The sequence below is a fragment of the Streptomyces sp. NPDC048623 genome, from assembly GCF_040650755.1.
GTDB lineage: Bacteria > Actinomycetota > Actinomycetes > Streptomycetales > Streptomycetaceae > Streptomyces.
In genome coordinates this window covers 193,718-215,891 of sequence record NZ_JBEZHV010000001.1, presented here as the reverse complement: position 1 = coordinate 215,891, position 22,174 = coordinate 193,718, and the positions used below count along the sequence as shown (strand labels likewise).

At 71.6% G+C, this 22,174-nt stretch carries 32 protein-coding genes and 1 pseudogene; 15 read left to right on the top strand and 18 right to left on the bottom strand.

Annotation, left to right across the window (positions count from 1 at the left end):
- The first annotated feature begins 121 nt into the window (after nucleotides 1-121).
- Complete coding sequence (locus AB0C73_RS01130; RefSeq protein WP_362523187.1) at nucleotides 122-874, top strand: PIG-L deacetylase family protein; 753 nt, start codon at nucleotides 122-124, stop codon at nucleotides 872-874.
- Nucleotides 875-917: 43 nt separating this feature from the next.
- Here AB0C73_RS01130 and AB0C73_RS01125 read toward each other — a convergent pair whose 3' ends face one another.
- Entirely contained in the window at nucleotides 918-1,574 is a 657-nt protein-coding gene (locus AB0C73_RS01125; RefSeq protein WP_362523185.1) for a hypothetical protein, read from the bottom strand.
- A gap of 146 nt (nucleotides 1,575-1,720) precedes the next feature.
- On the opposite strand from AB0C73_RS01125, the gene AB0C73_RS01120 reads away from it, so the two are divergent.
- Complete coding sequence (locus tag AB0C73_RS01120; RefSeq protein ID WP_362523184.1) at nucleotides 1,721-2,116, top strand: DUF302 domain-containing protein; 396 nt, start codon at nucleotides 1,721-1,723, stop codon at nucleotides 2,114-2,116.
- Nucleotides 2,117-2,166: 50 nt separating this feature from the next.
- Here AB0C73_RS01120 and AB0C73_RS01115 read toward each other — a convergent pair whose 3' ends face one another.
- From AB0C73_RS01115 to AB0C73_RS01105, 3 genes are read right to left on the bottom strand one after another with little or no spacing between them, the layout of a single operon-like run.
- On the bottom strand, nucleotides 2,167-2,442 hold the full coding sequence (locus AB0C73_RS01115) for a hypothetical protein (RefSeq protein ID WP_362523182.1): 276 nt from the start codon (nucleotides 2,440-2,442) through the stop codon (nucleotides 2,167-2,169).
- Nucleotides 2,439-3,266, bottom strand: a complete 828-nt coding sequence (locus AB0C73_RS01110; RefSeq protein ID WP_362523180.1) for an ATP-binding protein — start codon at nucleotides 3,264-3,266, stop codon at nucleotides 2,439-2,441. The genes AB0C73_RS01115 and AB0C73_RS01110 overlap by 4 nt, the downstream gene beginning before the upstream one ends.
- A complete protein-coding gene (locus AB0C73_RS01105; RefSeq protein WP_362523178.1) occupies nucleotides 3,263-3,481 on the bottom strand; it encodes a hypothetical protein in 219 nt (72 codons plus the stop codon). Before AB0C73_RS01105 ends, AB0C73_RS01110 begins: the two co-directional genes overlap by 4 nt.
- Before the next feature lie 116 nt (nucleotides 3,482-3,597).
- On the opposite strand from AB0C73_RS01105, the gene AB0C73_RS01100 reads away from it, so the two are divergent.
- Nucleotides 3,598-4,476, top strand: a complete 879-nt coding sequence (locus tag AB0C73_RS01100) for a helix-turn-helix transcriptional regulator (RefSeq protein WP_362523177.1) — start codon at nucleotides 3,598-3,600, stop codon at nucleotides 4,474-4,476.
- Nucleotides 4,433-4,642, top strand: coding sequence for a DUF397 domain-containing protein (locus AB0C73_RS01095; protein ID WP_362523176.1), 210 nt, complete (start codon nucleotides 4,433-4,435; stop codon nucleotides 4,640-4,642). Before AB0C73_RS01100 ends, AB0C73_RS01095 begins: the two co-directional genes overlap by 44 nt.
- Here the strand turns inward: AB0C73_RS01095 and AB0C73_RS01090 are convergent.
- The 5 genes from AB0C73_RS01090 to AB0C73_RS01070 all read right to left on the bottom strand — a co-directional run bounded on the left by AB0C73_RS01090 (nucleotide 4,629) and on the right by AB0C73_RS01070 (nucleotide 6,967).
- Nucleotides 4,629-5,240: an SMI1/KNR4 family protein gene (locus AB0C73_RS01090; RefSeq protein WP_362523174.1), complete on the bottom strand. Its 612-nt coding sequence runs from the start codon at nucleotides 5,238-5,240 to the stop codon at nucleotides 4,629-4,631. The two genes, AB0C73_RS01095 and AB0C73_RS01090, sit on opposite strands and share 14 nt — an antisense overlap.
- Before the next feature lie 4 nt (nucleotides 5,241-5,244).
- Nucleotides 5,245-5,532: a hypothetical protein gene (locus tag AB0C73_RS01085; RefSeq protein WP_362523173.1), complete on the bottom strand. Its 288-nt coding sequence runs from the start codon at nucleotides 5,530-5,532 to the stop codon at nucleotides 5,245-5,247.
- A 247-nt stretch (nucleotides 5,533-5,779) separates the two neighbouring features.
- Nucleotides 5,780-6,217: a hypothetical protein gene (locus tag AB0C73_RS01080; protein ID WP_362523171.1), complete on the bottom strand. Its 438-nt coding sequence runs from the start codon at nucleotides 6,215-6,217 to the stop codon at nucleotides 5,780-5,782.
- A 26-nt stretch (nucleotides 6,218-6,243) separates the two neighbouring features.
- Nucleotides 6,244-6,531 carry a DUF3027 domain-containing protein gene (locus AB0C73_RS01075; RefSeq protein ID WP_362523169.1) on the bottom strand — a complete coding sequence of 96 codons (288 nt, stop codon included), beginning with the start codon at nucleotides 6,529-6,531 and terminating at the stop codon, nucleotides 6,244-6,246.
- Between the two features lie 46 nt (nucleotides 6,532-6,577).
- Entirely contained in the window at nucleotides 6,578-6,967 is a 390-nt protein-coding gene (locus AB0C73_RS01070; RefSeq protein WP_362523168.1) for a VOC family protein, read from the bottom strand.
- An 83-nt stretch (nucleotides 6,968-7,050) separates the two neighbouring features.
- Between AB0C73_RS01070 and AB0C73_RS01065 the strand changes: the two are divergent.
- The 3 genes and pseudogenes from AB0C73_RS01065 to AB0C73_RS01055 form a co-directional block, all read left to right on the top strand.
- Nucleotides 7,051-7,488, top strand: a pseudogene (locus AB0C73_RS01065) (GNAT family N-acetyltransferase); the annotation flags it as partial.
- Between the two features lie 208 nt (nucleotides 7,489-7,696).
- Nucleotides 7,697-8,902 (top strand): FAD-dependent oxidoreductase, encoded by a 1,206-nt coding sequence (locus AB0C73_RS01060; protein ID WP_362523849.1) that lies wholly within the window; start codon nucleotides 7,697-7,699, stop codon nucleotides 8,900-8,902.
- A gap of 45 nt (nucleotides 8,903-8,947) precedes the next feature.
- Nucleotides 8,948-9,901 carry a sigma-70 family RNA polymerase sigma factor gene (locus tag AB0C73_RS01055; protein WP_362523166.1) on the top strand — a complete coding sequence of 318 codons (954 nt, stop codon included), beginning with the start codon at nucleotides 8,948-8,950 and terminating at the stop codon, nucleotides 9,899-9,901.
- Nucleotides 9,902-9,959: 58 nt separating this feature from the next.
- On the opposite strand, the gene AB0C73_RS01050 is transcribed toward AB0C73_RS01055, so the two are convergent.
- Nucleotides 9,960-10,502 carry a GNAT family protein gene (locus AB0C73_RS01050; RefSeq protein ID WP_362523164.1) on the bottom strand — a complete coding sequence of 181 codons (543 nt, stop codon included), beginning with the start codon at nucleotides 10,500-10,502 and terminating at the stop codon, nucleotides 9,960-9,962.
- 73 nt (nucleotides 10,503-10,575) lie between these two features.
- Here AB0C73_RS01050 and AB0C73_RS01045 point away from each other — a divergent pair, with 73 nt between their 5' ends.
- The gene (locus AB0C73_RS01045) at nucleotides 10,576-11,079 is read left to right on the top strand and encodes a GNAT family N-acetyltransferase (protein ID WP_362523162.1); all 504 of its coding nucleotides are present in this window, start codon (nucleotides 10,576-10,578) and stop codon (nucleotides 11,077-11,079) included.
- A gap of 149 nt (nucleotides 11,080-11,228) precedes the next feature.
- Nucleotides 11,229-11,855 (top strand): histidine phosphatase family protein, encoded by a 627-nt coding sequence (locus AB0C73_RS01040; protein ID WP_362523160.1) that lies wholly within the window; start codon nucleotides 11,229-11,231, stop codon nucleotides 11,853-11,855.
- 8 nt (nucleotides 11,856-11,863) lie between these two features.
- On the opposite strand, the gene AB0C73_RS01035 is transcribed toward AB0C73_RS01040, so the two are convergent.
- From AB0C73_RS01035 to AB0C73_RS01020, 4 genes are read right to left on the bottom strand one after another with little or no spacing between them, the layout of a single operon-like run.
- Nucleotides 11,864-12,538: an SMI1/KNR4 family protein gene (locus tag AB0C73_RS01035; RefSeq protein WP_362523158.1), complete on the bottom strand. Its 675-nt coding sequence runs from the start codon at nucleotides 12,536-12,538 to the stop codon at nucleotides 11,864-11,866.
- A 19-nt stretch (nucleotides 12,539-12,557) separates the two neighbouring features.
- On the bottom strand, nucleotides 12,558-13,226 hold the full coding sequence (locus AB0C73_RS01030) for a hypothetical protein (RefSeq protein ID WP_362523156.1): 669 nt from the start codon (nucleotides 13,224-13,226) through the stop codon (nucleotides 12,558-12,560).
- 57 nt (nucleotides 13,227-13,283) lie between these two features.
- Nucleotides 13,284-14,129: a class I SAM-dependent methyltransferase gene (locus tag AB0C73_RS01025; protein ID WP_362523155.1), complete on the bottom strand. Its 846-nt coding sequence runs from the start codon at nucleotides 14,127-14,129 to the stop codon at nucleotides 13,284-13,286.
- 32 nt (nucleotides 14,130-14,161) lie between these two features.
- A complete protein-coding gene (locus tag AB0C73_RS01020; RefSeq protein ID WP_362523153.1) occupies nucleotides 14,162-14,956 on the bottom strand; it encodes an MBL fold metallo-hydrolase in 795 nt (264 codons plus the stop codon).
- Nucleotides 14,957-15,176: 220 nt separating this feature from the next.
- Here AB0C73_RS01020 and tpx point away from each other — a divergent pair, with 220 nt between their 5' ends.
- The 6 genes from tpx to AB0C73_RS00990 all read left to right on the top strand — a co-directional run bounded on the left by tpx (nucleotide 15,177) and on the right by AB0C73_RS00990 (nucleotide 18,895).
- Complete coding sequence (tpx, locus tag AB0C73_RS01015) at nucleotides 15,177-15,677, top strand: thiol peroxidase (protein ID WP_362523151.1); 501 nt, start codon at nucleotides 15,177-15,179, stop codon at nucleotides 15,675-15,677.
- Between the two features lie 144 nt (nucleotides 15,678-15,821).
- Nucleotides 15,822-16,094, top strand: coding sequence for a hypothetical protein (locus tag AB0C73_RS01010; RefSeq protein WP_362523149.1), 273 nt, complete (start codon nucleotides 15,822-15,824; stop codon nucleotides 16,092-16,094).
- A gap of 55 nt (nucleotides 16,095-16,149) precedes the next feature.
- Nucleotides 16,150-17,538 (top strand): FAD-binding oxidoreductase, encoded by a 1,389-nt coding sequence (locus tag AB0C73_RS01005; protein WP_362523847.1) that lies wholly within the window; start codon nucleotides 16,150-16,152, stop codon nucleotides 17,536-17,538.
- Nucleotides 17,539-17,635: 97 nt separating this feature from the next.
- On the top strand, nucleotides 17,636-18,208 hold the full coding sequence (locus tag AB0C73_RS01000; protein WP_362523148.1) for a dihydrofolate reductase family protein: 573 nt from the start codon (nucleotides 17,636-17,638) through the stop codon (nucleotides 18,206-18,208).
- A gap of 67 nt (nucleotides 18,209-18,275) precedes the next feature.
- Nucleotides 18,276-18,494, top strand: coding sequence for a type II toxin-antitoxin system VapB family antitoxin (locus AB0C73_RS00995; protein ID WP_362523146.1), 219 nt, complete (start codon nucleotides 18,276-18,278; stop codon nucleotides 18,492-18,494).
- A complete protein-coding gene (locus AB0C73_RS00990) occupies nucleotides 18,491-18,895 on the top strand; it encodes a PIN domain-containing protein (RefSeq protein ID WP_362523144.1) in 405 nt (134 codons plus the stop codon). The genes AB0C73_RS00995 and AB0C73_RS00990 overlap by 4 nt, the downstream gene beginning before the upstream one ends.
- A gap of 8 nt (nucleotides 18,896-18,903) precedes the next feature.
- On the opposite strand, the gene AB0C73_RS00985 is transcribed toward AB0C73_RS00990, so the two are convergent.
- The 4 genes from AB0C73_RS00985 to ahcY all read right to left on the bottom strand — a co-directional run bounded on the left by AB0C73_RS00985 (nucleotide 18,904) and on the right by ahcY (nucleotide 22,163).
- A complete protein-coding gene (locus AB0C73_RS00985) occupies nucleotides 18,904-19,533 on the bottom strand; it encodes a LysE family transporter (protein ID WP_362523142.1) in 630 nt (209 codons plus the stop codon).
- Nucleotides 19,534-19,712: 179 nt separating this feature from the next.
- The gene (locus tag AB0C73_RS00980; RefSeq protein ID WP_362523141.1) at nucleotides 19,713-19,991 is read right to left on the bottom strand and encodes an antibiotic biosynthesis monooxygenase; all 279 of its coding nucleotides are present in this window, start codon (nucleotides 19,989-19,991) and stop codon (nucleotides 19,713-19,715) included.
- A gap of 111 nt (nucleotides 19,992-20,102) precedes the next feature.
- Entirely contained in the window at nucleotides 20,103-20,768 is a 666-nt protein-coding gene (locus AB0C73_RS00975; RefSeq protein ID WP_362523139.1) for a maleylpyruvate isomerase family mycothiol-dependent enzyme, read from the bottom strand.
- A 6-nt stretch (nucleotides 20,769-20,774) separates the two neighbouring features.
- Nucleotides 20,775-22,163, bottom strand: coding sequence for an adenosylhomocysteinase (gene ahcY / locus AB0C73_RS00970; RefSeq protein WP_362523845.1), 1,389 nt, complete (start codon nucleotides 22,161-22,163; stop codon nucleotides 20,775-20,777).
- Nucleotides 22,164-22,174: the final 11 nt, after the last annotated feature.

Below are 22,174 nucleotides of genomic sequence, written 5' to 3'. Positions count from 1 at the left end.
GTCAACTTCTCGCACCAATGATTTGAATCTACCAAGTTTTTGAATGGCGCGTAAGTGCCATGTCCTGTTCACGCCACGCCCTGGCCTTGCGACACCCCCGCCCCGCCAACAGGCTGACCCCATGGAGGACTTGGAGACCGACTTCGCGATCGACCCGAATGCCCGGAGCGCGCCGGAGTCACTGCTGGTGGTGGCCGCGCACCCGGACGACATCGAGTTCTGCGTGAGCGGCACCGTCATGCAGTGGATCGAACGCGGTACCCGCGTCACGTACTGCATCGTCACGGACGGCGGCGCCGGCGGTTACGATCCGATGCTCCCCCGCCAGGCCATGGCGGACCTGCGCCGCGCCGAGCAGGTCCACTCGGCGAAGCTCAGCGGCGTCGCCGACGTGCGCTTCCTCGGCTACGCCGACAGCTTCGTCGAGGCGGACGTGCGGCTGCGGCGCGACCTGTGCCGGGTCATCCGCGAGGTGCGGCCCCAGCGGTGCATCGTCCCCTCCCCCGAGATCAACTGGGCCCGCGCCGCCGACCTCCACCCCGACCACCGCGCCGTCGGCGAGGCCTGCCTGCGCGCGATCTACCCCGAGGCCCGCAACCCCTTCGCCCACCCCGAACTCCTCAAGGCGGAGGGCCTGGAGCCCTGGATCGTCCACGAGCTCTGGCTGATGACGGGCCCGACCCCGAACCAGTACGTGGACGTCACCCCCGTCTTCGACCGCAAGGTCGAGGCCCTGCGCATCCACACCTCCCAGACGGCCCACTTCGACGACCTGGCGGGCCTGCTACGGGACTGGCTCAGCGAACACGCGAGAGCGGGCGGCCTGCCGGCGGGGCGGATGGCGGAGGCGTTCCAGATCGTCCACATCGACTGAGGCGCGCGCGGCCGGCGGGGCCGGAGCCCCGCCGGCTACGGGGTCACGCGGGGTTGCGCGGGAAGAACGTGACGCGGTTGTCGCCGGTGTACTGGAACTCGCCGCCCGGCAGGCAGTTCTCGCCCTCGACGGTGCCGAGGCCGTCGCAGTGCTCCGCACTCAGCCGCATGAACACCGTGCTCGTGTGCTCCCCGGCACTCAGCGGACGCAGCGGCGCGGTGGCGAAATAGGTGAAGGGGAGCCCCGACTCGCTGTCGATCTCGGTGCGGCGCACCGTCTCGGGACCGAAGGTGAAACTCCGCTCCCGGACCGTGTCGATGTCGTTGACGACGCGGACACCGAGAAACTTCGCGAGGAAGTCGTCCATGGGCGCGGGACGCTGGGGGGTGTAGCCCGCGGGATACACGGCCTCCTCGGCGCTCGCCGCCGTCCCCCAGGAGGGGAAGGTCCTGACCCACTGCTCGCCGACGAACGCCTCGCGGCAGGGCGGCGGGCCGATGAGCCGCTGAGTGACGCCGAGGAACACGTTCAGGTCCTGCCCCTCGAAGAAGCAGACGTGCTCGGCAGGCGGCCGAGCCTGGGCGCCGGCACTGCCGGGCAGCGCCATGACCAGGGCGAATGCGGCGAAGGCGACGGACGCGGCGGCGAGACGGAGACGGGTTCGGCGGCCGGCTCGCGTGCCGGTTCTGGGCTGTGTCATGCGGCGAGAATGACCGGCCCGCCGAACCGCCCACGCCCGGACACGCCGCCCCTCTGCCACATGGACGAGCGCGGGCGGCTGTGGAGTACCCTCAATACCCACGGGGGTATCCAACAGCCTGCTGGAACGACTGGAGCGCGCACACCATGGACTACGGCATTCCCGTCACCGTCGACCTCCCCTTCGCCGACGCCGTCGACCGCGTACGCGCGGCCCTCGCCGAGCAGGGCTTCGGCATCCTCACCGAGATCGATGTCCAGGCGACCCTGAAGACGAAGATCGGCGCGGAGATGGAGGACTACCTCATCCTCGGCGCCTGCAACCCGCCGCTGGCCCACCGCGCACTGGAGGCGGACCGCCACATCGGGCTGCTCCTGCCGTGCAACGTGGTGGTACGCGCCGATGGCGAGCCGGGCCGCACCATCGTCGAGGCGATGGACCCGCAGCTCATGGTCTCCGTGACCGGCCGCCCGGAGCTGGCGGCGGTCGCCGAGGAGGCGGGGACGCGGCTGCGGGCGGCGCTGGGGTCGCTGGCGGGGTGAGGGTCGGTGGCGGGTGGCGCGGGGGTCGCTCCTGTACGGCCGTGATCCGTTCAGAGCAGGTGCGGCGGCGGCACGACCAGCACCACGGCGATCAAGCGCGGCCGCAACCGCGGAAGAGCCTGGGTCTCGAACCAGCCGCCGCACGGCAGCGTGTGCCGACGGGCGGTGCCTGGGGTGGGCTCGCCGAGCTCGGAGGGGTCGATGCCAAGATTGGCCAGGTCGACGATCTGGTCAGCGAGGGCCGTCACCTCGTCGCGGACCAGCTTGGGATAGCTGACCTGGTCCTCTGCCTGGAACGCGTAATCCCACATCCATTCGTCGGTCATCGATCGACTCCGCCGCCCCTGCCGAGGCCGGCCTCGGCCGCGGCGGCACGGCGGATACCGCTGATCTCGGCGGCGATACCGAGTGCGGCAGGCGGGTCGGCGACTTCCTCGGCCGCCGCCTCCAACTCGTGCAGCCGGGCCGCGGTCTCGGGGTGCCGGGCGATGGCGACCTCGACAGCCCAGGCCTCCGCGAACACCCGCAGCGGGGTCGACGACGTCTCGGCGCGGGCGCGCGCGGTGGCCGCCGCCCGGTCCTGATCGAACTGCGGAAGCAGGTGGGGGGCGACCTGGGCGAGCACGGAACGGATCGCCTCGGCCTGCACAGGCGGCTGCGGTACGGCGGCGGGATTGTGGGCGGGCTGGCTCATGCTGCTTCGCTCCCTTCGTCGAGATCGCCGTTCATGGGCCCAGGCTCCCACAGAAGTCCCTTCGTCGGGGTCGTCGAGGAGACACGGGAGCCGTTCCGGCGACCCGCCACTGCGCAGCTCGCACCACACCGTCTTCCCGTACGGCCCCTGCTCCACCCCCCACCGCACCGCCACGGCCTCCACCAACCCGAGCCCCCGCCCCGACTCGGCCCCGTCGGTGACCTCCCGCAGTACGGGCCACACCCGCGGGTCCGGATCGGTGACGGCCAGCCGCAGACTGCCGGAGCGCGCGGCGGTCACCCGTACGGTCACCGGGGTCCCCTCGCCGACGTGCCGGATGACGTTCGTCAGCAACTCGCTCACACAGAGCCGCAGATCGTCCCCCACCAGTATCCGCCGCACCACCGGCACCTCCTTGGGCAGAGCCAGGACGTCCACGGCGAACGGCAGCCTCACCCGCCGACCCCGGTCGCCGCCTTCCGCAGCACGGCGGTCAGCCGGCGGGCGGTCGCCACGTGACAGTTGCCGAGCGCGACGAGCGGAGGGTGGATGTACGTCCCGACGATGCTCAGCAGATCCACCCCGAGCGACGGCAACGTGATGCCGTGAGCTGCGAGTGCGTCGCGCAATGCATCGACGTCGGGCCGGATGTCCTCGTTCTCGTCCAGCATGAGGAAAGTCACCTTCCATTGCGTACCGTGACGGACCCCTCACACGCTGCCGCCTCCAGGCCCTACCGTGGAAGGGTTTCCCGCTCCACGAAGCACGGTGCGAAAGGCGGTCAACGGTGGCTGCACGCAAGGAGATCGACGGCTCGGCAGGCGTTCCGCAGTTCTACGGGAAGGAGCTGCGCTTCAAGAGAGAGGAGGCCGGCCTGACGTTGAAGAAGCTGGTCGAGGGCAGCTTCTACGGCATCACGTACCTGAGCGAGATCGAACGCGGCGAGCGCAGCATGCCGCTGGACCTGGCCAGGCACGTGGACCGCGAGCTGAAGACGGACGGCTTCTTCGAACGGCGCTGCAACGACGCACGCGAGGCGAGACTGAAGGGCCATGCCCCGTACTTCGAACGCGTGCTGGAGGCGGAGAAGCGCGCGACGACGATCGAGCAATGGTCGCCCACCGTATTTCCGGGCCTGCTCCAGACCGCCCCGTACATGCGCGCACTGTTCCGGGGTGAATGGACGCAGGAACTGCCGGAGGAGGTCGACGAGAAGATCACCGGCCGCCTCACGCGCGCCAAGCTCTTCGAGCAGGACCACAAGCAGCCCGAGTACACAGTCATCCTGCACGAGTCCCTCGTGCGACTGCCGGTGATGCCCGGCCCGCAGATGGCCGACCAACTCGACCACATCGCCGCCCTGATCAACCGAGGCCGGGTCTTTGCGCAGATCCTCCCGTGGAACGCGGGAGCGCACCCTCTGATGCTGGGCAACGCGATGATGCTGGACTTCGCGGACGCCCCTCCGCTCGTCTACATGGAGGGGCAGCACCACGGGCACACCATCGACGATCCAGCCCTCGTGAAGCAGTATCGAAGGTCGTACGATCTGCTGAGGGCCGCTGCCATGCCGCTGGGGGCGTCCCTCGCCCTGATCAAGGACGCGGCAGAGGGTTACCGAAATGGCAAGCAGCCGGATCGATTTGAGCGCCGCGACCTGGCGTAAGAGCAGCTACAGCAACACGTCCGGCGGCGATTGCCTGGAGGTCGCGGACAACGTGGGCGGCCACGTCCCCGTACGCGACTCCAAGCGGCCCACCGGCCCCGTCCTGGTGGTCACCGCCACCGCCTGGGCGCCCTTCATCGCAGCGGTGAAGGTCACGACGGGCTGAGCCGGAAACCCCTGTCCCGCCAGTCCGCGAAGGCGGCCGGTCGGCCGTTGACACTCAGCGGCAGGATCCGGTCGCACGTGGCCCGCGCGTCGAACCACATCTCGCCCCGGTGCGGACCGGTGACGACCAGGAGGGGGCTACAACCGCGGCCGCCCTCCTGGAGGTAAACGGCGCCGGCCGTCTTGCGCTCTTCGAGGACCCCGCACTCGTCGTCCCACGCCCGCCAGGCCCCCGCGTCCTCGCGCGGCGGCTCGCGGTCGCCCAGCTCAGCGTCGTACGCGGCGTACGAGTCGGGGTGCGGGAACGGCTCGGTGAGGAGGTGGTAGTTGGTGTCGTCGTCGCCGTACCAGACCCAGCCCCGCGGCCCGCGCCACAGCGGGCGGAACCCGGCACCGCGGCTCACGCGCAGCAGGTGGTCGCGGTAGGCGTCCGGGAAGGTAATCCCGAGGTCGCCCTCCGCCTCGCGGACTTCCGTCTCGGTCAGCGGCGGGTGCGACGGGTCCACGTACGTGTCCCACTGGCCGGGGGTGACGCGGTCGTGGCGGTGGCCGAGCGCCAGGCGTTGGCACTCGGCCGACCAGTCCGGGCTTCCCGTCACGGCATCAGTTCAGGGCGCCGAAGAGCGCGACCGCGACCGCCAGGTACACGATGAGGGCCGCGAGGGCGACGCCCAGCATGGCTATCACCTTGACGGGCGTCGACAGCTGCGTGCGGGCGATCTTCACGTTGGTGAGCATGGCCAAGGCGCCGAGTGCGCCGCCGATCATGCCGCCGACGGCGATCAGGGCCAGCGGGAGCGCGGCGAGCACCTTCTGCCAGGTCGTGAGTCCGGCGAAGGGCTTCTTCTTGTCGAGGGGAGCGAGGGGCGGGAGCTGCGGCGCCTGGGACATGCCTGGACCTTCTGGTGCGGGTGAACGATGACCGCCCGCTCGACGGGCCTCGCGGGCGCCCGATCGTATCCGGCCGGATGACCGGCGAACACCCGCCTCCTCAGGCGTGATGCGTGCTCGGATCTTGAGCAGGGGGGCCGGGTGAACGACGAAGGGCGCGGCCCTCCATGATCACGTGATTCCACTCGCGTGATCGTGAAGGCCGCGCCTGCATGCCACCCTGCCCGACGCTGCACACGCCACGCCATCACGAAGGTTCTGAATAGCCTTCCAGGATCCGCTCCCACTCTCCGATAAGGCCAATCCTAAGCAGCGAATCCATTTCACCGTGATCGATTTGCCCGACCAAAACCCCGGCGAGATAGACCGTAAAGGTTACTCCAACCTCAGCAGAGATGCGGCACATCTCATGGATGACGAGTTTGACCTCTTCCAAATGTGCGCGATCAACCGCCTCATCAATCTCATCGCGCCATGGCGGCAAGGCCGTAAAGAGTGACAAAGTTAGGCCCACGGTCCGCCGACCTTCGGCGTCTACCTCGTCGACGAACCTGGGAGGCTCGATCACCCACGGTCGAAGACGAGCCAAACCCTCCACAACAGGTCGAAGTGGGGTGACGGCCGAATCGTTCGGGGCTGCGTCTAATGAAACCAGTAGCAAGTCAACTGGATGATCTTCACGCATGCCTGGATTGTATCGAAATCCGCCTGTCACGCGCCGTCAGGCCCAGCCCAGCTCCCTGATTCCTCGAATTCCGCACAGCCGTCATGCTCGAACCGGACAGTCCCGTCGAAAGGCGACGCCGCGTTCGCGCATGCGCCGTAATCCAGTCCGAGTGTTCCGGAGAGCGGAAACCAGAAGCGGCACCCTCCGCACTGCTCGGCGTACCAGGATTCCCGATACTCGGGATCGTCCGTGCGGCGATTCCTGTTCTGGATCCATCGGTCATGGATCTCATCGAGTTCACCGGGCCCGCGCGCCGCGTGGCCCTTACCCATCGCCAGCGGCCACCCTGCGCTCACATCCCGTCGTCTCGGCGGAGACTCAGTCGAGGCAGAACTCGTTGCCCTCGATGTCCTGCATGTTGATGCAGGACTCGTTCTCCTCGTCGGCGAGCAGGACCTTTCCCTGTACGGCGCCGAGCGCGACCAGGCGGTCGGATTCGGCCTGGAGGGCGGCCAGGCGCTCCTCGCCCACGAGGCCGGTGCCGGCGCGTACGTCGAGATGGACGCGGTTCTTGACGACCTTGCCCTCGGGGACGCGCTGGAAGAGCACGCGCGGGCCCTCGCCGGTGGGGTCGGTACAGGCGAACCAGTCGACCTGGCCCTCGGGGGCCTCGGGGGCGACGTAGCCGAGCACCTCGGCCCAGAAGTGGGCGAGGCGGACGGGGTCGGCGCAGTCGATGGTGACCTGGAACTTCCTGAGCATTGCCATCTGGCCACCGTAGCAAGGGGCTTCGCGGAGAGCCGGGGATTAATCCCTGGCGAGGACGCGGGCCCGGCTTCGAGAATCGGCGGATGCATGACGTGACACTCTCGGACGGGACCATCACGCTGTCGCCGCTCCGCCCGGAGGATGTGGACGCCCATCTCGCGGGCGAGGACGAGCTGCTGGTGCGCTGGCTCAACGGCGGGCCCGGGGCGCGCGAGGGCGTCGAGGCGTACGTCCGGCACTGCCGGGAGCAGTGGGACGCGGGCGGGCCGCTCCGGGCCTTCGGGATCCGGGTGGGGGCGGACGGGGCGCTCGCGGGGACGGTCGACCTGCGGTTCGAGGGGGAGGGGCTGGCCCCCGGGCAGGTGAACGTCGCGTACGGGCTGTATCCGTCGTGGCGGGGCCGCGGTCTGGCGACCCGGGCGGTGCTCCTGGCGGCGGAGTACGCGGCCCGGGAGGGCGGAGCGGAGGCGGTGATCCAGGTCGACCCGGAGAACCCCGCATCCGCCGCCGTCGCCCGGCGGGCCGGATTCACGCCCGCCGAGCCGCCGGCCGGCGGTCGGGAGGCTCGCCTCGACCGGTACGTCCAGGACCTGCGCGGCGACCGCGCGGGACGAGCCCGGCCGTCATGTGACCCACGTCACCCGCCGCTCCTGTCAGGAATCGCCGCGCTGTCCCGCTCAAGCCATCGACAGCAGGCGCAACGACAGGAGCGAGAGAGACATGAAGCAGATGAAGCACCGCATCGTCGTTCTCGGGGCCGGGTACGCCGGGGCCTATGTGGCCGGGACCCTGGCGCGGCGGCTGGCCGCGGCGGACGCCGAGATCAGCGTGGTCAACGCCGAGCCCGACTTCGTGCAGCGGCTGCGGCTGCACCAGCTCGCGGCCGGGCAGGAGATCGAGGCTCCGCGGCTCGCCGAGGTCTTCGCGGGTACGGGGGTACGGCTGCGCCTGGCACGCGTCACCGCGGTCGACCCCGAGCGGCAGGTCGTCGCCGTGGCCGACGCGGACGGTGGCGGGGAGCTCGGGTACGACACGCTCGTGTACGCGCTCGGCAGTCACGGTGACGACCACGGCGTCCCCGGGGTCGCCGAGCACGCCTTCGACGTCGCCGCCCGGCCCTCGGCACTGCGCCTGCGCGAGCGCCTGGACGGTCTGGAGGGGATGCGCGAGGGCGGGCGGGTGGTGGTCGTCGGGGACGGGCTGACCGGGATCGAGACCGCCACCGAGATCGCCGAGTCCCGGCCCGGCCTGGCGGTGGCGCTGGTCGCCCGCGGGGAGCTGGGCGCCCGGCTCTCCACCGGGGCCCGCAGCCATCTGCGCGAGGCGTGCGACCGGCTGGGGATCACGGTCTGGGAGCACACCGAGGTCGAAGCCGTCGAGGCGGCGCGGGTGGTGTGCGCCGACGGCACCGTACTGGCGTCGGACGCGACCGTGTGGACGGCCGGGTTCGCGGTCGCGCCCCTCGCCGCCGCCAGCGACCTCGAGGTCACCGAGAACGGCCGGATCGTCGTCGACCGCACCATGCGGTCGGTCTCGCACCCGAACGTCTACGCCGTCGGCGACAGCGCCGACGCCGTCGCCGACAACGGCCGCCCCCTGCCGATGTCCTGCGCCTCGGCCGGCTACACCGGCATGCAGGCAACGGCCGCGATCGTGGCTCGCCTGACCGGCCGCACGGTCACGAACACCAGGCTGGAATACGTCGGCAACCACATCAGCCTCGGGCGGCGGGACGCGATCCTGCAGATGGTCGACGAGGAGGGGCAGGCCAAGCCGAAGTACCTGGGCGGCCGGACGGCCGCACGGATCAAGGCGGGCATCCTCTGGGGGTCGCTGTGGACCACCTCCCACCCGACCTTCGGCCTGCCCCGGCGCAGGCACCGCCTGGCCGACGTGCCCACCAGTACGGCCGCGGCCGCCCGGGCCACCGCCTGACCGACCCCTCAACTCACCTCTGCCACAGCCTCTAGGGTGGTCCACGTGGACAGCTCCGCCACCGATCCCTTCGACACCGATCGGTTCGAGGCCGGCCGGAACCGGCTGGCCTCGCTCGCGTACCGGCTGCTCGGCTCCGCCGGCGACGCCGAGGACGCCGTGCAGGACGCGTTCCTGCACTGGCAGGCCGCCGACCGGCAGCGGATCAGGGTGCCGGAGGCGTGGCTGACCAAGGTGGTCACCCACCTGTGCCTCGACCGGCTCCGTTCGGCCCAGGCCCGCCGCGAACGCGCCGTCGGCGCCTGGCTGCCCGAGCCGCTCCTCGACGGCGACCCGATGCTCGGCCCCGCCGACACCTTCGAGCAGCGCGAATCGGTCTCGCTGGCCGTGCTGACGCTCATGGAGCGCCTGTCGCCCGTCGAGCGGGCCGTCTACGTGCTGCGCGAGGCGTTCGACCACAGTCACGCCGAGATCGCCGAGATCCTCGACATCACCGAGTCCGCGAGCCAGCAGCACCTCCACCGGGCCCGGCGCCGCATCACCGCCGCGCGCCGCGGCGGCACCGAGGTCGACCGGGCGGCCGCCCGCAGGATCGTCGAGGAGTTCCTCGCCGCCGCCTCGTCCGGCCGCACCGAACGGCTGGTGGCGCTGCTCACCGACGACGCGACCGCGATCTCCGACGGCGCCGGTCTGACCGAGAAGCTGCTGCGGTACGACACCGCACAGCGCGTCGCCGCCGTCGCGAGGGCCGGCTTCCGGCCCACCCCCGCGAAGCGGCGCCTGGCCGGCGGCACGCCCGCCATCCACTTCGCGCTGGTCAACGGCACCCCCGCCATCCTCACCGTGGTGGGCGACCGGGTCGTCGGCTCCGTGACCTTCGACCTCGCGGGCGGAAAGATCGCCACCGTGCGCGGCATCGCCGCCCCCGTCCGCCTCGTCCGCCTCACGGAGGCCTGGCGGCGGCACGGACCGGACACGCCGCTGATCAGCGAGTGGTGACCCGACGCCGCCGCCTGCCGGGCCCGCGGGTCAGGACCGACAGGTCAGGGCAGACGGGTCAGGACCGCGCGGCCGGCTTCCACTCCTCCGCCAGGAGGCCGAGCAGCACCTCGTCCAGGAACTCGCCGAGCACCCACGCCGAGGAGCGCAGCAATCCCTCGCGGACGAAGCCGTTGCGTTCGGCGGCGCGGAGCATGGCGTGGTTGTCGGCGAGGGTGTCGATCTGGAGGCGGTGCAGGCCGCGGACGACGAAGCCGTAGTGGGTGAGGACCGCGACGATGTCGGTGCCGTAGCCCTTGCCGCGGGCGGACGGGAGGAGGCCGAGGCCGATGTGGGCGGTGCGGTTGTGGGTGTCGATGCCCCACAGGGTCGCCACGCCGATCAGCGTGCCGCCCTCCAGCTCCACCACGGAGAACGGGACGACTCCTTCCTTGGAGTCGTCGCCGACGAGCCGCGGATCGTTCGAGCCGGGTCTGATCGGACGCCACGGCCCGCCCTCGGCCCTCGATCCGGTGACGACGTCGTCGAAGAGCTCGGTCCGCAGGATCGGTATGTCTTCCTCGTGCCGGGCGCGGAGCCCGACCTTCTCACCCTTGAGCATGCGAGCTTCCTACCGGGCGGGGGCGGGCACGGCAAACCGTTAACTGCCCATCGCGCGAGGTACGTTGTCTGCCATGACTGAACGGGGAATCACTTCTGACACCTGGCCGCCCGCCCCCATACAGACCGAGCGCCTCGTGCTCCGCGCGTCCGAGGCGCGGGACCGGGCGGCGTTCGTCGAGCTGTTCGCGTCGCCCGAGGTGGGCACGTACATCGGCGGCGCGCGGCCGCGCGAGGAGCTGGAGCGCGCGATGCCCGAGGTGCCGGGGCAGCGGCCCGGCTCCTTCGTGGTCGAGCGCGACGGCGCGATGATCGGCATGGTCACGCTCGACCGCCAGGACGGCGGGGAGAGCGAGCTCGGGTATCTCTTCCTGCCGGAGGCGTGGGGACACGGGTACGCGGGCGAGGCGTGCGCGGCTGCGCTCGGCTGGGCCGCCGGGGCGCGGCCCGGTGAGCCGGTCGTGCTCCGGACCCGGTCCGACAACGAGCGCGCGATGCGTCTCGCGGCGAAGCTGGGGTTCACCGAGGTGAAGCGGTACGAGGAGTACGGCGCCGAGCAGTGGCTCGGCATGCGGTAGGGCCACCGGAACGACCCTCGCGCCACCACCCACCCAGCGCCGGCACCGGCACCGGCGCCGGCGTCGGTGTCCGGAACCGATGTCGACAGCGGGCGCGTCCGCCCAGGGGAACGGAAGACCGACGTCGCTTCTGCCTGGAGGACCCGCCGATGACCGGAACGGCCGCCGCCCGCTACCTCTATCTGACCCGGCACGGGGAGGCCTCCGCGGACGAGAGCGCGCTGACGGAGGCGGGGCGGCGGCAGGCCGGGCTGCTCGGGGAGCGGTTGCGCGGGGTGCCGCTGGCGGCGATCCACCACGGGCCGCTGGCCCGCGCCGAGGAGACGGCGCGGCTCGTGGGCGCGGCGCTCGACGGCGTACCGCTGCGGTGTGACGAGGCGGCCGGGGACTACGTGCCGTACGTGCCGGGGCGGGAGGAGCTGCCCGCCGCGTCGGCGGACGCGATGCTCGGCTTCCTCGGCGGCTTCCCGGCCGAGGAGCGCGAGCAGGGGCCGGGGCTCGCGGCGGCGGCGCTCGCGCGGTTCACCGGGCCGGTGGCCGGGGACGAGCCGCGTCACGAGCTCGTCGTGACGCACAACTTCCTGGCCGGCTGGCTCGTACGGGCCGCGCTCGACGCGCCGGAGGCGCGCTGGATGGGCATCAACCACGCCAACGCCGCCCTGACGGTGATCCGTTACGCCCCCGGCCGCGCGCCCGCGCTGCTCCTCTTCAACGACACCGGCCACCTGCCTGCGGAGCTCCGCTGGACGGGTTTCCCGCCGGAGCTCCACGTCTGAGCGCCGCCTCACCAGTGGGTGACGATCTTGCGTGGGCGGTCCGTCCAGTCCGCGAAGGTCGCCGGGCGTCCCTCGCACGACATCGGCACGATCAGGTCGCAGGTGGCGCGGGCGTCGAACCACATCTCGCCGCGATGGGGGCCGGTGACGACCAGGAGGGTGTTGAAGCCGCAGCCGCCCTCCTGGAGGTAGACGGCGCCAGCGGTCTTCCGTTCCTGCAGCACTCCGCACTCGTCGTCCCAGGCCTCCCAGGCCGCCGCGTCCTCGCGCGGCGGCTCGCGGTCGCCCAGCTCGTCGTCGTAGGCGGCGTACGAGTCGGGGTGCGGGAAGTCCGTGGTGAGCAGGTCGTAGTTGGTGTCCCGGTCGCCCCACCAGCCCCACCCGTCGGGCCCGCGCCAGAGCCGGTTGAAGCCCTGGCCCTGACCCCGGCCCCCGCCACCGCCACCACCCCCGCCGCCGGCACTGACGAGGAGCAGGTACTCCCGGTACTCGTCCGGGAATCGGATCCCCAACTCCCGCTCGGCCTCGACGACTTCACCCAGGGTCAGCGGCGGCGCCGCCGGCTTCCCGTACTGCTGCGCGGCAGGGCCGGTGTGGGGGTCGTGTCGGTGGCCGCGCGCCAGGCGCCGATACTCCGCTGACCAGTCCGCCGACCAGTCGGCCGTCCAGTCCTCCGTACGCACCCGCCGAGTCTAGAACGGGTCAGGCGGGCCGCCCCGCGGAGTCCGTCACCTCACCCGAGGCGTCCTGCCGTGTCACGCCGGTGATGCTCAGGAACACCCCCCAGGCGGCCAGCAGCACCGCGACGAGCGTGTTCCACCAGCTCGGTGTGAGCCAGGGGAACGAACCCACGATGAACACCGCCGCGGCAGCGATGCCCACGACTCTCCCAAGGGGGCCACCGCTCGTCGACCACGTGAGCGTCACCGCGGCGACGGCGAAGCCCAGCAGCGCCAGATGAAGGGCGCCGTACATCGAGCTGATGAGCAGAGCCGACGCATCAGGGGACAGGCGAATCCCGAACACCGGGTACACCAGGCGACCGACGACGAGCAGAAGCACCAGGAGAGAGACGAGAGCGACGGCAAGGGCAGCCAGTCCGATGTCGATCCGTGCCGACCGTTCGGCTCTCCGAGCGCCGAAGAGGCCACGTGCACCGGCCCCCCAGCTCACGATCGCGAAGAACAGCAGCTCGTCGCTCCATGACAGCAGCGCCTTGCCGTTGTCGACCCACGCCGTCATGTCGGCCGCCTCGGACGGCACGCCCGGGAGCAGCGAGAGGAGGAGAAGAGCGACGCCGGCGAGCGACGCGCCCGCGGCCGTGAGCAATCCATGGACGCGTTCGGCAGGGGGCCTCATGGTCGGTCTCATCGCCGCACAGCCTAGACGGCCCGTCGTCCGTCCCAACAGGCCCCCGGCGCAGCGGGACTAGCGCGCCCTGCGCTCCCGGTCGGCCGGGCGGCGGCGGCCCCGTACCGCCCACGCCCTCGCCGTCAGGGCGATCGAGCCGTCGCGTTCCAGGGGGACGGCGGAGGCGTAGGCGGTACGGACGCGGTCGCGGTCGCCGGCGGTGAGGGAGGTGACGTAGGCGGGGGCCGGGCCCTGGCCAGCGAGGAAGGGGTCCCAGAGGTCCGCGAAGCCGGGGAAGACGGTGGGGACGTCGATCGCGGTCGTCGTGACGTCGGTCAGGCCCGCGTCCGTCCACAGGCTGTGCAGCCGTTCGGGACGGCAGATCCCGAAGCGCCGGCCTTCGTCGAGGGCGACCGCCGCGGCCGGGTCGACGGTGGCGACGGCGTCCCAGAAGCGGCGCAGGAAGCCGGGGTGCTCGGCGTAGTCCCACACGTACGCGGCGGCCAGGCCGTCGCCCGGGCGCACCGCGCGGGCGAGTTCGGCGGCGCCGACGGCCGGTGCGGGGAGGAAGTTCAGGGCCAGGCCGCTGACGGCCACGTCGTACGCCCCGTCGGGGACCGGGAGGGCCGTCGCGTCGGCCACCGCGAAGGCGGCCGGGACATCACCATGGCCAGTGGCCCGGGCCGTACGGACGAAGGGTTCCGACAGGTCGAGGCCCACGAGCGCGCGGGGGCGGCAGCGGTCCGCCACCACGGACGACAGGGCCCCCGTCCCGCAGCCCACGTCCAGCCAGCTCAGCCCGTCCGCACGGCCGAGCCAGTCCGTGAACCGGGCCGCGACCAGCCGACTCCAGCGGCCCATGTACCGCTCGTACGCCTCGCCGGTCTCCCACATGTACGCGCCTCTGCCCGTGCCCCTGCCCATGGCCTCACCTCGTGCCGCCTCTGGCCGACTCCTCAGTCCAGCGTCTCCTCCTTGCCCGGCGTGAGCCAGCGCAGGCGGCCCGCGAGGGCGGGGTCCGCGGCGAACGCGGCGGTGATGCGGGCCGGGTCCTCGGCGAGGTGGGCCCAGGAGTCGAAGTGCAGCGGGACGACCTGGCGGGCGCCGAGGGTACGGGCGAGGGCCGCGCCCTCGGCGGCGCTGAGCGAGAAGGCCCGGTCGCCGGTGGACGGGAAGTGCGCGTCGCCGAAGTGCAGGAACGCCGTGTCGAGCGCGAACCGCTCCCCGATCCCGTCCAGCGCGTCATGGCGGACGGTGTCGCCGGAGACGTACAGCGTCCCGTCCTCGGTCTCGATGACGAACCCGGTCACCGGGCCGGTGGCCTGCTCGGTGCCCTCGGGGCCGTGCCGGGCCGGGGTCGCGGTGACGGTGACGGTCGTGCCGCCCGCGGTGACGGTACGGCGCTCCCAGGGCGCGAGCCCCTCCGCCCGGCCGGCACCCTCGCCGTCACCGAGGCGGGCCGCGGCCTCCGGTGTCGTGAGGACGAGCGCGGCGCGGCCGAGCACCTCGCGGCCCGCGTGGTCCAGGTTGTCGAAGTGCTGGTCGTGCGAGAGCAGCACGAGGTCGAGGGGCGGCAGCCGATCGGCGGGGAGGGCGGGGCCCGCGGTGCGGTGGAGGGGGCGGGCCGCCTCGTAGTCGGCGGGGGCCGCGTCGAAGGCGGGGTCGGTGAGGACGGTGAGTCCGCCGATACGGAGCAGCACGGTGGCCGTGCCGATGTAGGTGGCGGTGACGGCGGTCGCGGCGGTGGTCATGGTCTTGCGCCTCCTGGAACGGGTCCTGGAACGGGGTTCGACTCGACGCCGAGGAAACTAGACCGATCGGTCTCGGTTCGTCAACTGAACTTAGCAGTTCAGCGATTGCTCGCCTCGGGCCGCCGCCGGGCGGAATACGATCGGGCCGTCGGCGGCTGACCACAGCTGACGGCAGAAACACCCCCAGCAGTAGTCAGCAGTCAGTCGAAGGAGATTCCTCATGGCGCAGGTCGCGCTCAAGGGCAACCCGGTCACGGTCGACGGCACCCTGCCCGCCACGGGCACCCAGGCTCCCGAGTTCACCCTGGTCGGCGAGGGTCTCGCGGACAAGTCGCTGAAGGACTTCGCGGGCCGCCGCAAGGTCCTCAACATCTTCCCGAGCGTGGACACGCCCACCTGTGCCGCGTCGGTGCGCGCGTTCAACGCGAGCGCCGCCGAGCTCGACAACACCGTGGTGCTCTGCATCTCCGCGGACCTGCCCTTCGCGCAGGCCCGCTTCTGCGGCGCCGAGGGCCTGGAGAACGTGCAGAACCTCTCCACCCTCCGCGGCCGCGAGTTCCACACCGCCTACGGCGTCTCGATCGCCGACGGCCCGCTGGCCGGCCTGACCGCCCGCGCGGTCGTCGTCCTCGACGAGGACGACAAGGTCCTCCACACGGAGCTCGTCAACGAGATCTCCCAGGAGCCGAACTACGAGGCCGCGCTCGCCGCCCTGAAGTAGGCCCCGCAGACCCGCAGCACCGCAGCACTCCCGGGCCCGCCCGGCGCAGCACCGTCGCGCCGCGCGGGCCCGCCGCGCGCCGCAGCCCGCCCGTACCGACCCGTACCCCGCCCCTACCCGCCCGTACCGTCCTACGATCGAAGCATGTCACGACGCACCGGCTCGGACGACGGTTCCGACTCCCGCTCGTACCTCTCCCTCTGGTCCAAGGACTCCTTCCTCTCCATCGGGTCCGTCGGGTCCTTCATGTCCATCGGCTCCGTCGGATCCGCCTTCTCCATCGGGTCCGTCGGGTCCTTCCTCAGCGTCGGGTCGCTGCTCTCCGCACGCTCCCTGCTCGCCGTGATGTCGTGGCGGTCGGTGCGGGCCGTCATGGGCTCGCGGTGCGTGCCGGGCGGGCGGAAACTGGAGGAGTAGCGCGGCCGCCAGGCGGGGGTGCCCCGGAGGAGTGGTCATGGGCGGCACGGGCGGCATGAGCAGTACGGCGTTGGAGACCCTGCGCGAGCGGTTGCGGGGCGAGGTGATCGGCCCGCAGGACGCGGGGTACGACGAGGCCCGGACGATCTACAACGCGATGATCGACCGGCGGCCCGCGGCGATCGCACGGTGCGCGGACCGGACGGACGTACGGGCGGCGGTGCGCCTCGCGCGCGAGACCGGTACGGATCTGGCGGTGTGCGGCGGCGGCCACAGCGGCGGCGGCCTGGGCATGATCGACGACGCGCTCGTGATCGATCTGTCGGGCGGGCTGCGCTGGGTACGGGTCGATCCCGAGACGCGTACGGCCCTCGTCGGCGGCGGCAGCCAACTCGGCGACCTGGACCACGAGGCGCACGGCCACGGGCTCGCCACCCCCGCCGGGGTGATGTCGACGACCGGCGTCGGCGGACTCACGCTCGGCGGCGGGCACGGGCATCTGACCCGCGCGTACGGGCTGACCATCGACAACCTCCTCGCGGCGGACGTGGTCCTCGCCGACGGTTCGACCGTCACCGCCTCGGCCGAGGAGCACCAGGACCTGTTCTGGGCGCTGCGCGGCGGCGGCGGCAACTTCGGCATCGTCACCGCGTTCCGCTTCGCCCTGCACCCGGTGGACACCGTCGGGCTCGCGGTCACGCTGTGGGACCCGGAGCACATCGGGGCGGTGCTGCGCTGGTACCGGGAGTTCCTGCCGGCCGCCCCCGAGGACCTGAACGGCTTCTTCGCCACGCTGACGGTGCCGCCGGGGCCGCCGTTCCCGGAGGAGATCCACCACAGGAAGATGTGCGGCGTGGTGTGGTGCACCACGGGGCCGACGGACGAGGAGACGCTGGCGAAGCTGTTCGTGCCGGTCGCCGAACCCGCCCCGCCGGTCTTCCACTTCGCGACACCGATCCCGTACCCCGGGATCCAGACGATGTTCGACGAGCTCATCCCGAAGGGGCTGCAGTGGTACTGGCGCGGTGACTTCTTCGACCGTGTCACGGAGGACGCGATCGACGTGCACCGCACGTTCCTGGAGCGCATGCCGACCGAGCTGTCGACCATGCACCTGTACCCGGTCGACGGCGCCGCCCACCGGCCCGGCCCGATGGACACGGCGTGGGCCTACCGCGACGCCGTCTGGTCCGGCGTGATCGGCGGCGTCGGCACCGAACCGGCCGAGGCGGGCGCGCTCCGCGACTGGGCGGTGAGCTACTGGGACGCGCTGCACCCGCAGTCGATGGGCGGTGCGTACGTCAACTTCATCGGCCAGGACGAGCCGCAGGAGCGGGTGCGGGCGACGTACCGGGGCCACTACGAGCGGCTGGCGGAGGTGAAGCGGACGTACGACCCGGAGAACGTCTTCCACCACAACCAGAACATCCTTCCGGCCGGTTGACGACCGACCGACGTCCGACCGATGAGTTTTGCGGTGATCATGGGTCGTAGTAGGTGCAACGACATCACCGAGATCCCGAGATCACCGAGGACCCATCATGCGCAAGCTCATCGCCTCCGCCTTCGTCTCGCTCGACGGCGTCGTCGAGGCCCCGGGCGGCGAGCCCGGCTACCGCAACTCCGGCTGGACCTTCAAGCACACCGAGTTCCTGCCCGAGGCCTACGAGCTCAAGGGCCGGGAGCAGCGGGAGGCCACGGCGATGCTGCTCGGCCGCACGAGCTACGAGGCGTTCAGCCCGGTGTGGCCGGACATGGCGGACTTCGCGGACTACAAGGAGATGCCGAAGTACGTCGTGTCCACCACCCTCACCGAGGACGACCTGGTGTCGAACTGGGGCGAGACCACGATCCTGCGCTCGCTCGACGAGGTCGCCGCGCTGAAGGAGACCGAGGGCGGCCCGATCATCGTCCACGGCAGCGCGACCCTGGTCCGCGCCCTCGCGGACGCGGACCTGATCGACCGCTACCACCTGCTGGTCTTCCCGCTCCTGCTCGGCGCGGGCAAGCGCCTCTTCAGCACGACGGACAAGGACGCGCAGAAGCTGAGGCTGGTGGAGCACGAGGCGTACGCGAACGGGGTGCAGAAGCAGGTCTTCGACGTGGTGCGATGACGGGCCCCCGGCGGGGTCGGTGTATATACTGACCCGCACCGGATATACGCCCTGTCGGGAGGCTGCCGTGACCAAGACCCTGGTCGACATCGACGACGAGATGCTCGCCCTCGCCCAGCGGCAGCTCGGCACCAAGACCAAGCGCGACACCATCAACCGGGCGCTGTCGATAGCGGCATCCCTCAGCGCGGACGATCGCGCCCGCGCGCTCCGGTGGCTCCAGGACAACCTCGCGGAATACGTCGACCTCGACTACCTGGACGAACAGGAGCGACGGGGCCGATGAACTACCTCGCCGACACCTCGGCGGTGTGGCGCCTCCTGCGCGGGCGGGCCGGAGCGCCCTGGCCCGAGCGGGTGGCGCGCGGGCAGGTCGCACTCTGCCCGCCCGTCGAGGCGGAGCTGATGCCGGCGATGCGGTCCGACCGCGACTGCGAGCCGTTCCTCAGCATGCTGGGCCAGACCTTCGGCTGGGTGCCGGCCGTGGACGACCCGTGGCCTGAGGTTTTCGCCGTCCAGCGGGAGCTGGTGCGGATCGGACACCACCGCGGGCCGTCGCCGATGGACATCCTGATCGCGCTGACCGCGCGGCAGCACCGGCTGACGCTCATCCACGTGGACGACGACTTCGGCGCCATCGCGAAGGTGTGCCCGGACATCGCCATGGTCCGGCTCGACGCACTCTGAGCTGCGGCTCACCCCACCAGCCGCACCGCCAGCACCACGATCAGCGTGCTCGATGCCAGGGCCGTCGCCAGGCGGCCGCGTGGGCCGGTCAGGGTTCGGCCCAGGAGGGTGCCGCCGGTGGTGAGGAGGAGTTGCCAGCTGGCCGAGGCGAGGAGGGCGGCGAGGACGAAGGCGGTGCGGGTGGCGAGGGTGGAGGGGGCCGCGGCGGGGCCGGTCGCGAGGATGAGGGCGGCGAAGTAGATCACCGTCATGGGGTTGAGGATCGTGATGCCCAGGAAGGTGAGATAGGCGCGGGCCGGGCCGGGGCCGGGGGCGCCGTCGTCGCGGGAGGCGAGCGCGCCGGCGCGGTGGGCGCGGACGGCCGTCACGGCGGCGCGGACCGCGAGGGCCACCAGGACCACCGCGGACGCCCACCGCAGCGGCGCCATCACCGGCGTGAGCAGCGGGACCAGGACCGAGCCGCCCGCGACCGCGAGCAGCGCGTACACGCCGTCCGCCGTGGCGACGCCGAGCGCCGCCGCCGCGCCGGTGCGCCAGTCCGTGCGGGCCGTGACGGCCACCAGATAGGCGCCGACCGCGCCGACCGGGATCGCGATGCCGTAACCGGCGAGCAGGCCGGCCACCGCCGCCGCGATCACGCGACGGGCGGGGTCGCGCCTCCCGGGGCGCCGCACTGCTGCTGTCGGGCACCGGCAACGCGAACGGCGACGGCGACGAAGCGGGCAGCGGCAGTACGGTCAGCGGTCATGCGGTGCAGCTTCCCGCCGCCCGGCCGCCCGCCGCAATCCGTTTTCGAGCACCGCCTACGGATTGCCGCCTACGGATTCACGATCACCTTCACCGCTTCGTCGACCTTCGGCATGACCTGCGCCCCGTTCTCGTGGAAGATCGGCATCGCCTTCTCCACGAACGCCCGGAACGCCGCCTCCGACTCCCAGAAGTCCACCACCCGCCAGCCGCCCGTGCCGTCCGGGCCGCCCGCGTGGGCCAGGAAGCCCGGCATCGGGAACCAGGGGGCGGAGGTGATCTGCTCGGTCATGCGCTCGTACTGCTCCTGCGTGCCGCCGGGGATCTCGACGGTGACGATGACGGGCATGGGGTGCTCCCGTGAGAGGGGAAGGGGGGCGGGGGTGCCGACACCAGCACACCAGCCCACCCCCCACCCCGCACGTACACCACCGCCGAACGAACGAAGGACCCGCCGCCCTCAGCGGTAGATGAGCAGTTCCCGCTCGGTCGCGCCCGTCAGTTCGTAACGGGTTCTGACCAGCGGGCGGCCCGAATAGATGCGGATCAAGGTGGCCGCGTCACCGTGGAAGCGGGCCGGGGCGCGGCCCTCGACCGTGTTGCCGAGGTCGACCTCGCCGGCGTGGTCCGCGAGCACGCCGACGAGGCGCGGGGTCTCCCGCCTGCGGCTGGTGACGGACAGCAGCGGAAGGGCCAGGGCGAGGGCCGCGCCGCAGTAGGCGCCGGGCTCGCCGAAGGCCTCCCGTACGTCCCCGGCGTGCACCCACTCGCCGAGGGCGACCGCGTCGAGCCGCCCGTCCTCCTGCTCGGCGATGACCGGACCGGCCTCGCTCAGGCCGCGCTCCAGCTCGTCGAGGACCCGGCCGAGCGGCCAGTCCTCGCGCTCGGCCACGTCGCAGGCGTTGGCCTCGGGCAGGAACACGCCCTCCTCCAACCGCCCCTCGACGATCCTGACCAGCGCGGCCCCGCAGTGCGCGAGCACCTGCCGCGCGGTCCAGCCGGGACACGCGGTCCGGTTCTCGTACGCCTCCTCGGGCGTGCGCCGCAGCAGCGGCATCAGCAGGTCCCGCTCCGTCGTGAGCAGACGGTCCGGGAGCCACGGATCACGTACGTACTCGGTACACATACGACCTCAGTAGCGGTAGTGGTCCGGCTTGTAGGGGCCGTCGACCTTGACGCCGATGTAGGCGGCCTGCTCGGGGCGGAGGGTGGTGAGCTTGACGCCGAGGGAGTCGAGGTGGAGACGGGCGACCTTCTCGTCGAGGTGCTTCGGGAGGGTGTAGACGTCGGTCGGGTACTCCTCCGGCTTGGTGAAGAGCTCGATCTGGGCCAGGGTCTGGTCCGCGAAGGAGTTCGACATCACGAAGGACGGGTGACCGGTCGCGTTGCCGAGGTTGAGGAGCCGGCCCTCGGACAGCACGATGACGACCTTGCCGTCGGGGAAGGTCCAGGTGTGGACCTGGGGCTTGACCTCGTCCTTCACGATCCCGGGGATCTGGGCCAACCCCGCCATGTCGATCTCGTTGTCGAAGTGGCCGATGTTGCCGACGATCGCCTGGTGCTTCATGCGGGCGATGTCGGACGCCATGATGATGTCCTTGTTGCCCGTCGTGGTGACGAAGATGTCGGCGGTCTCCACGACCTCGTCCAGGGTGGCGACCTGGTAGCCGTCCATGGCGGCCTGGAGGGCGCAGATGGGGTCGATCTCGGTGACGATCACGCGGGCGCCCTGGCCGCGCAGGGACTCGGCGCAGCCCTTGCCGACGTCACCGTAGCCGCAGACCACGGCCGTCTTGCCGCCGATCAGCACGTCGGTGGCGCGGTTGATGCCATCGATGAGCGAGTGACGGCAGCCGTACTTGTTGTCGAACTTCGACTTCGTCACGGCGTCGTTCACATTGATCGCCGGGAAGAGGAGAGCGCCGTCGCGGTGCATCTCGTAGAGACGGTGGACACCGGTGGTGGTCTCCTCCGTCACGCCGCGGATACCGGCCGCGAGCGAGGCCCAGTCCAGGGTGCTGTTCTCCAGCAGGGCGCGAACCACGGCCAGTTCCTCGTTGGAGACCTCCGGCAGAGCACCGGTCTTCTGGTACTCCACACCCTTGTGGACGAGGAGGGTGGCGTCGCCGCCGTCGTCCAGGATCATGTTGGGGCCTTCGCCACCGGGCCAGGTGAGCGCCTGCTCGGTGCACCACCAGTACTCCTCCAGGGTCTCACCCTTCCAGGCGAAGACCGGGATGCCGGCGGCGGCGATGGCGGCGGCGGCGTGGTCCTGGGTCGAGTAGATGTTGCAGGAGACCCAGCGGACCTCGGCGCCGAGCGCGACCAGGGTCTCGATGAGCACGGCCGTCTGGACGGTCATGTGCAGGGAGCCCGTGATGCGGGCGCCGGCGAGCGGCTGGGTCTTGGCGTACTCGCGGCGGATGGACATCAGGCCGGGCATCTCGTGCTCGGCCAGCGTGATCTCCTTGCGGCCGAACGCGGCCAGGGAGAGGTCCGCGACCTTGAAGTCGGAAAACACGGCATCGGTGA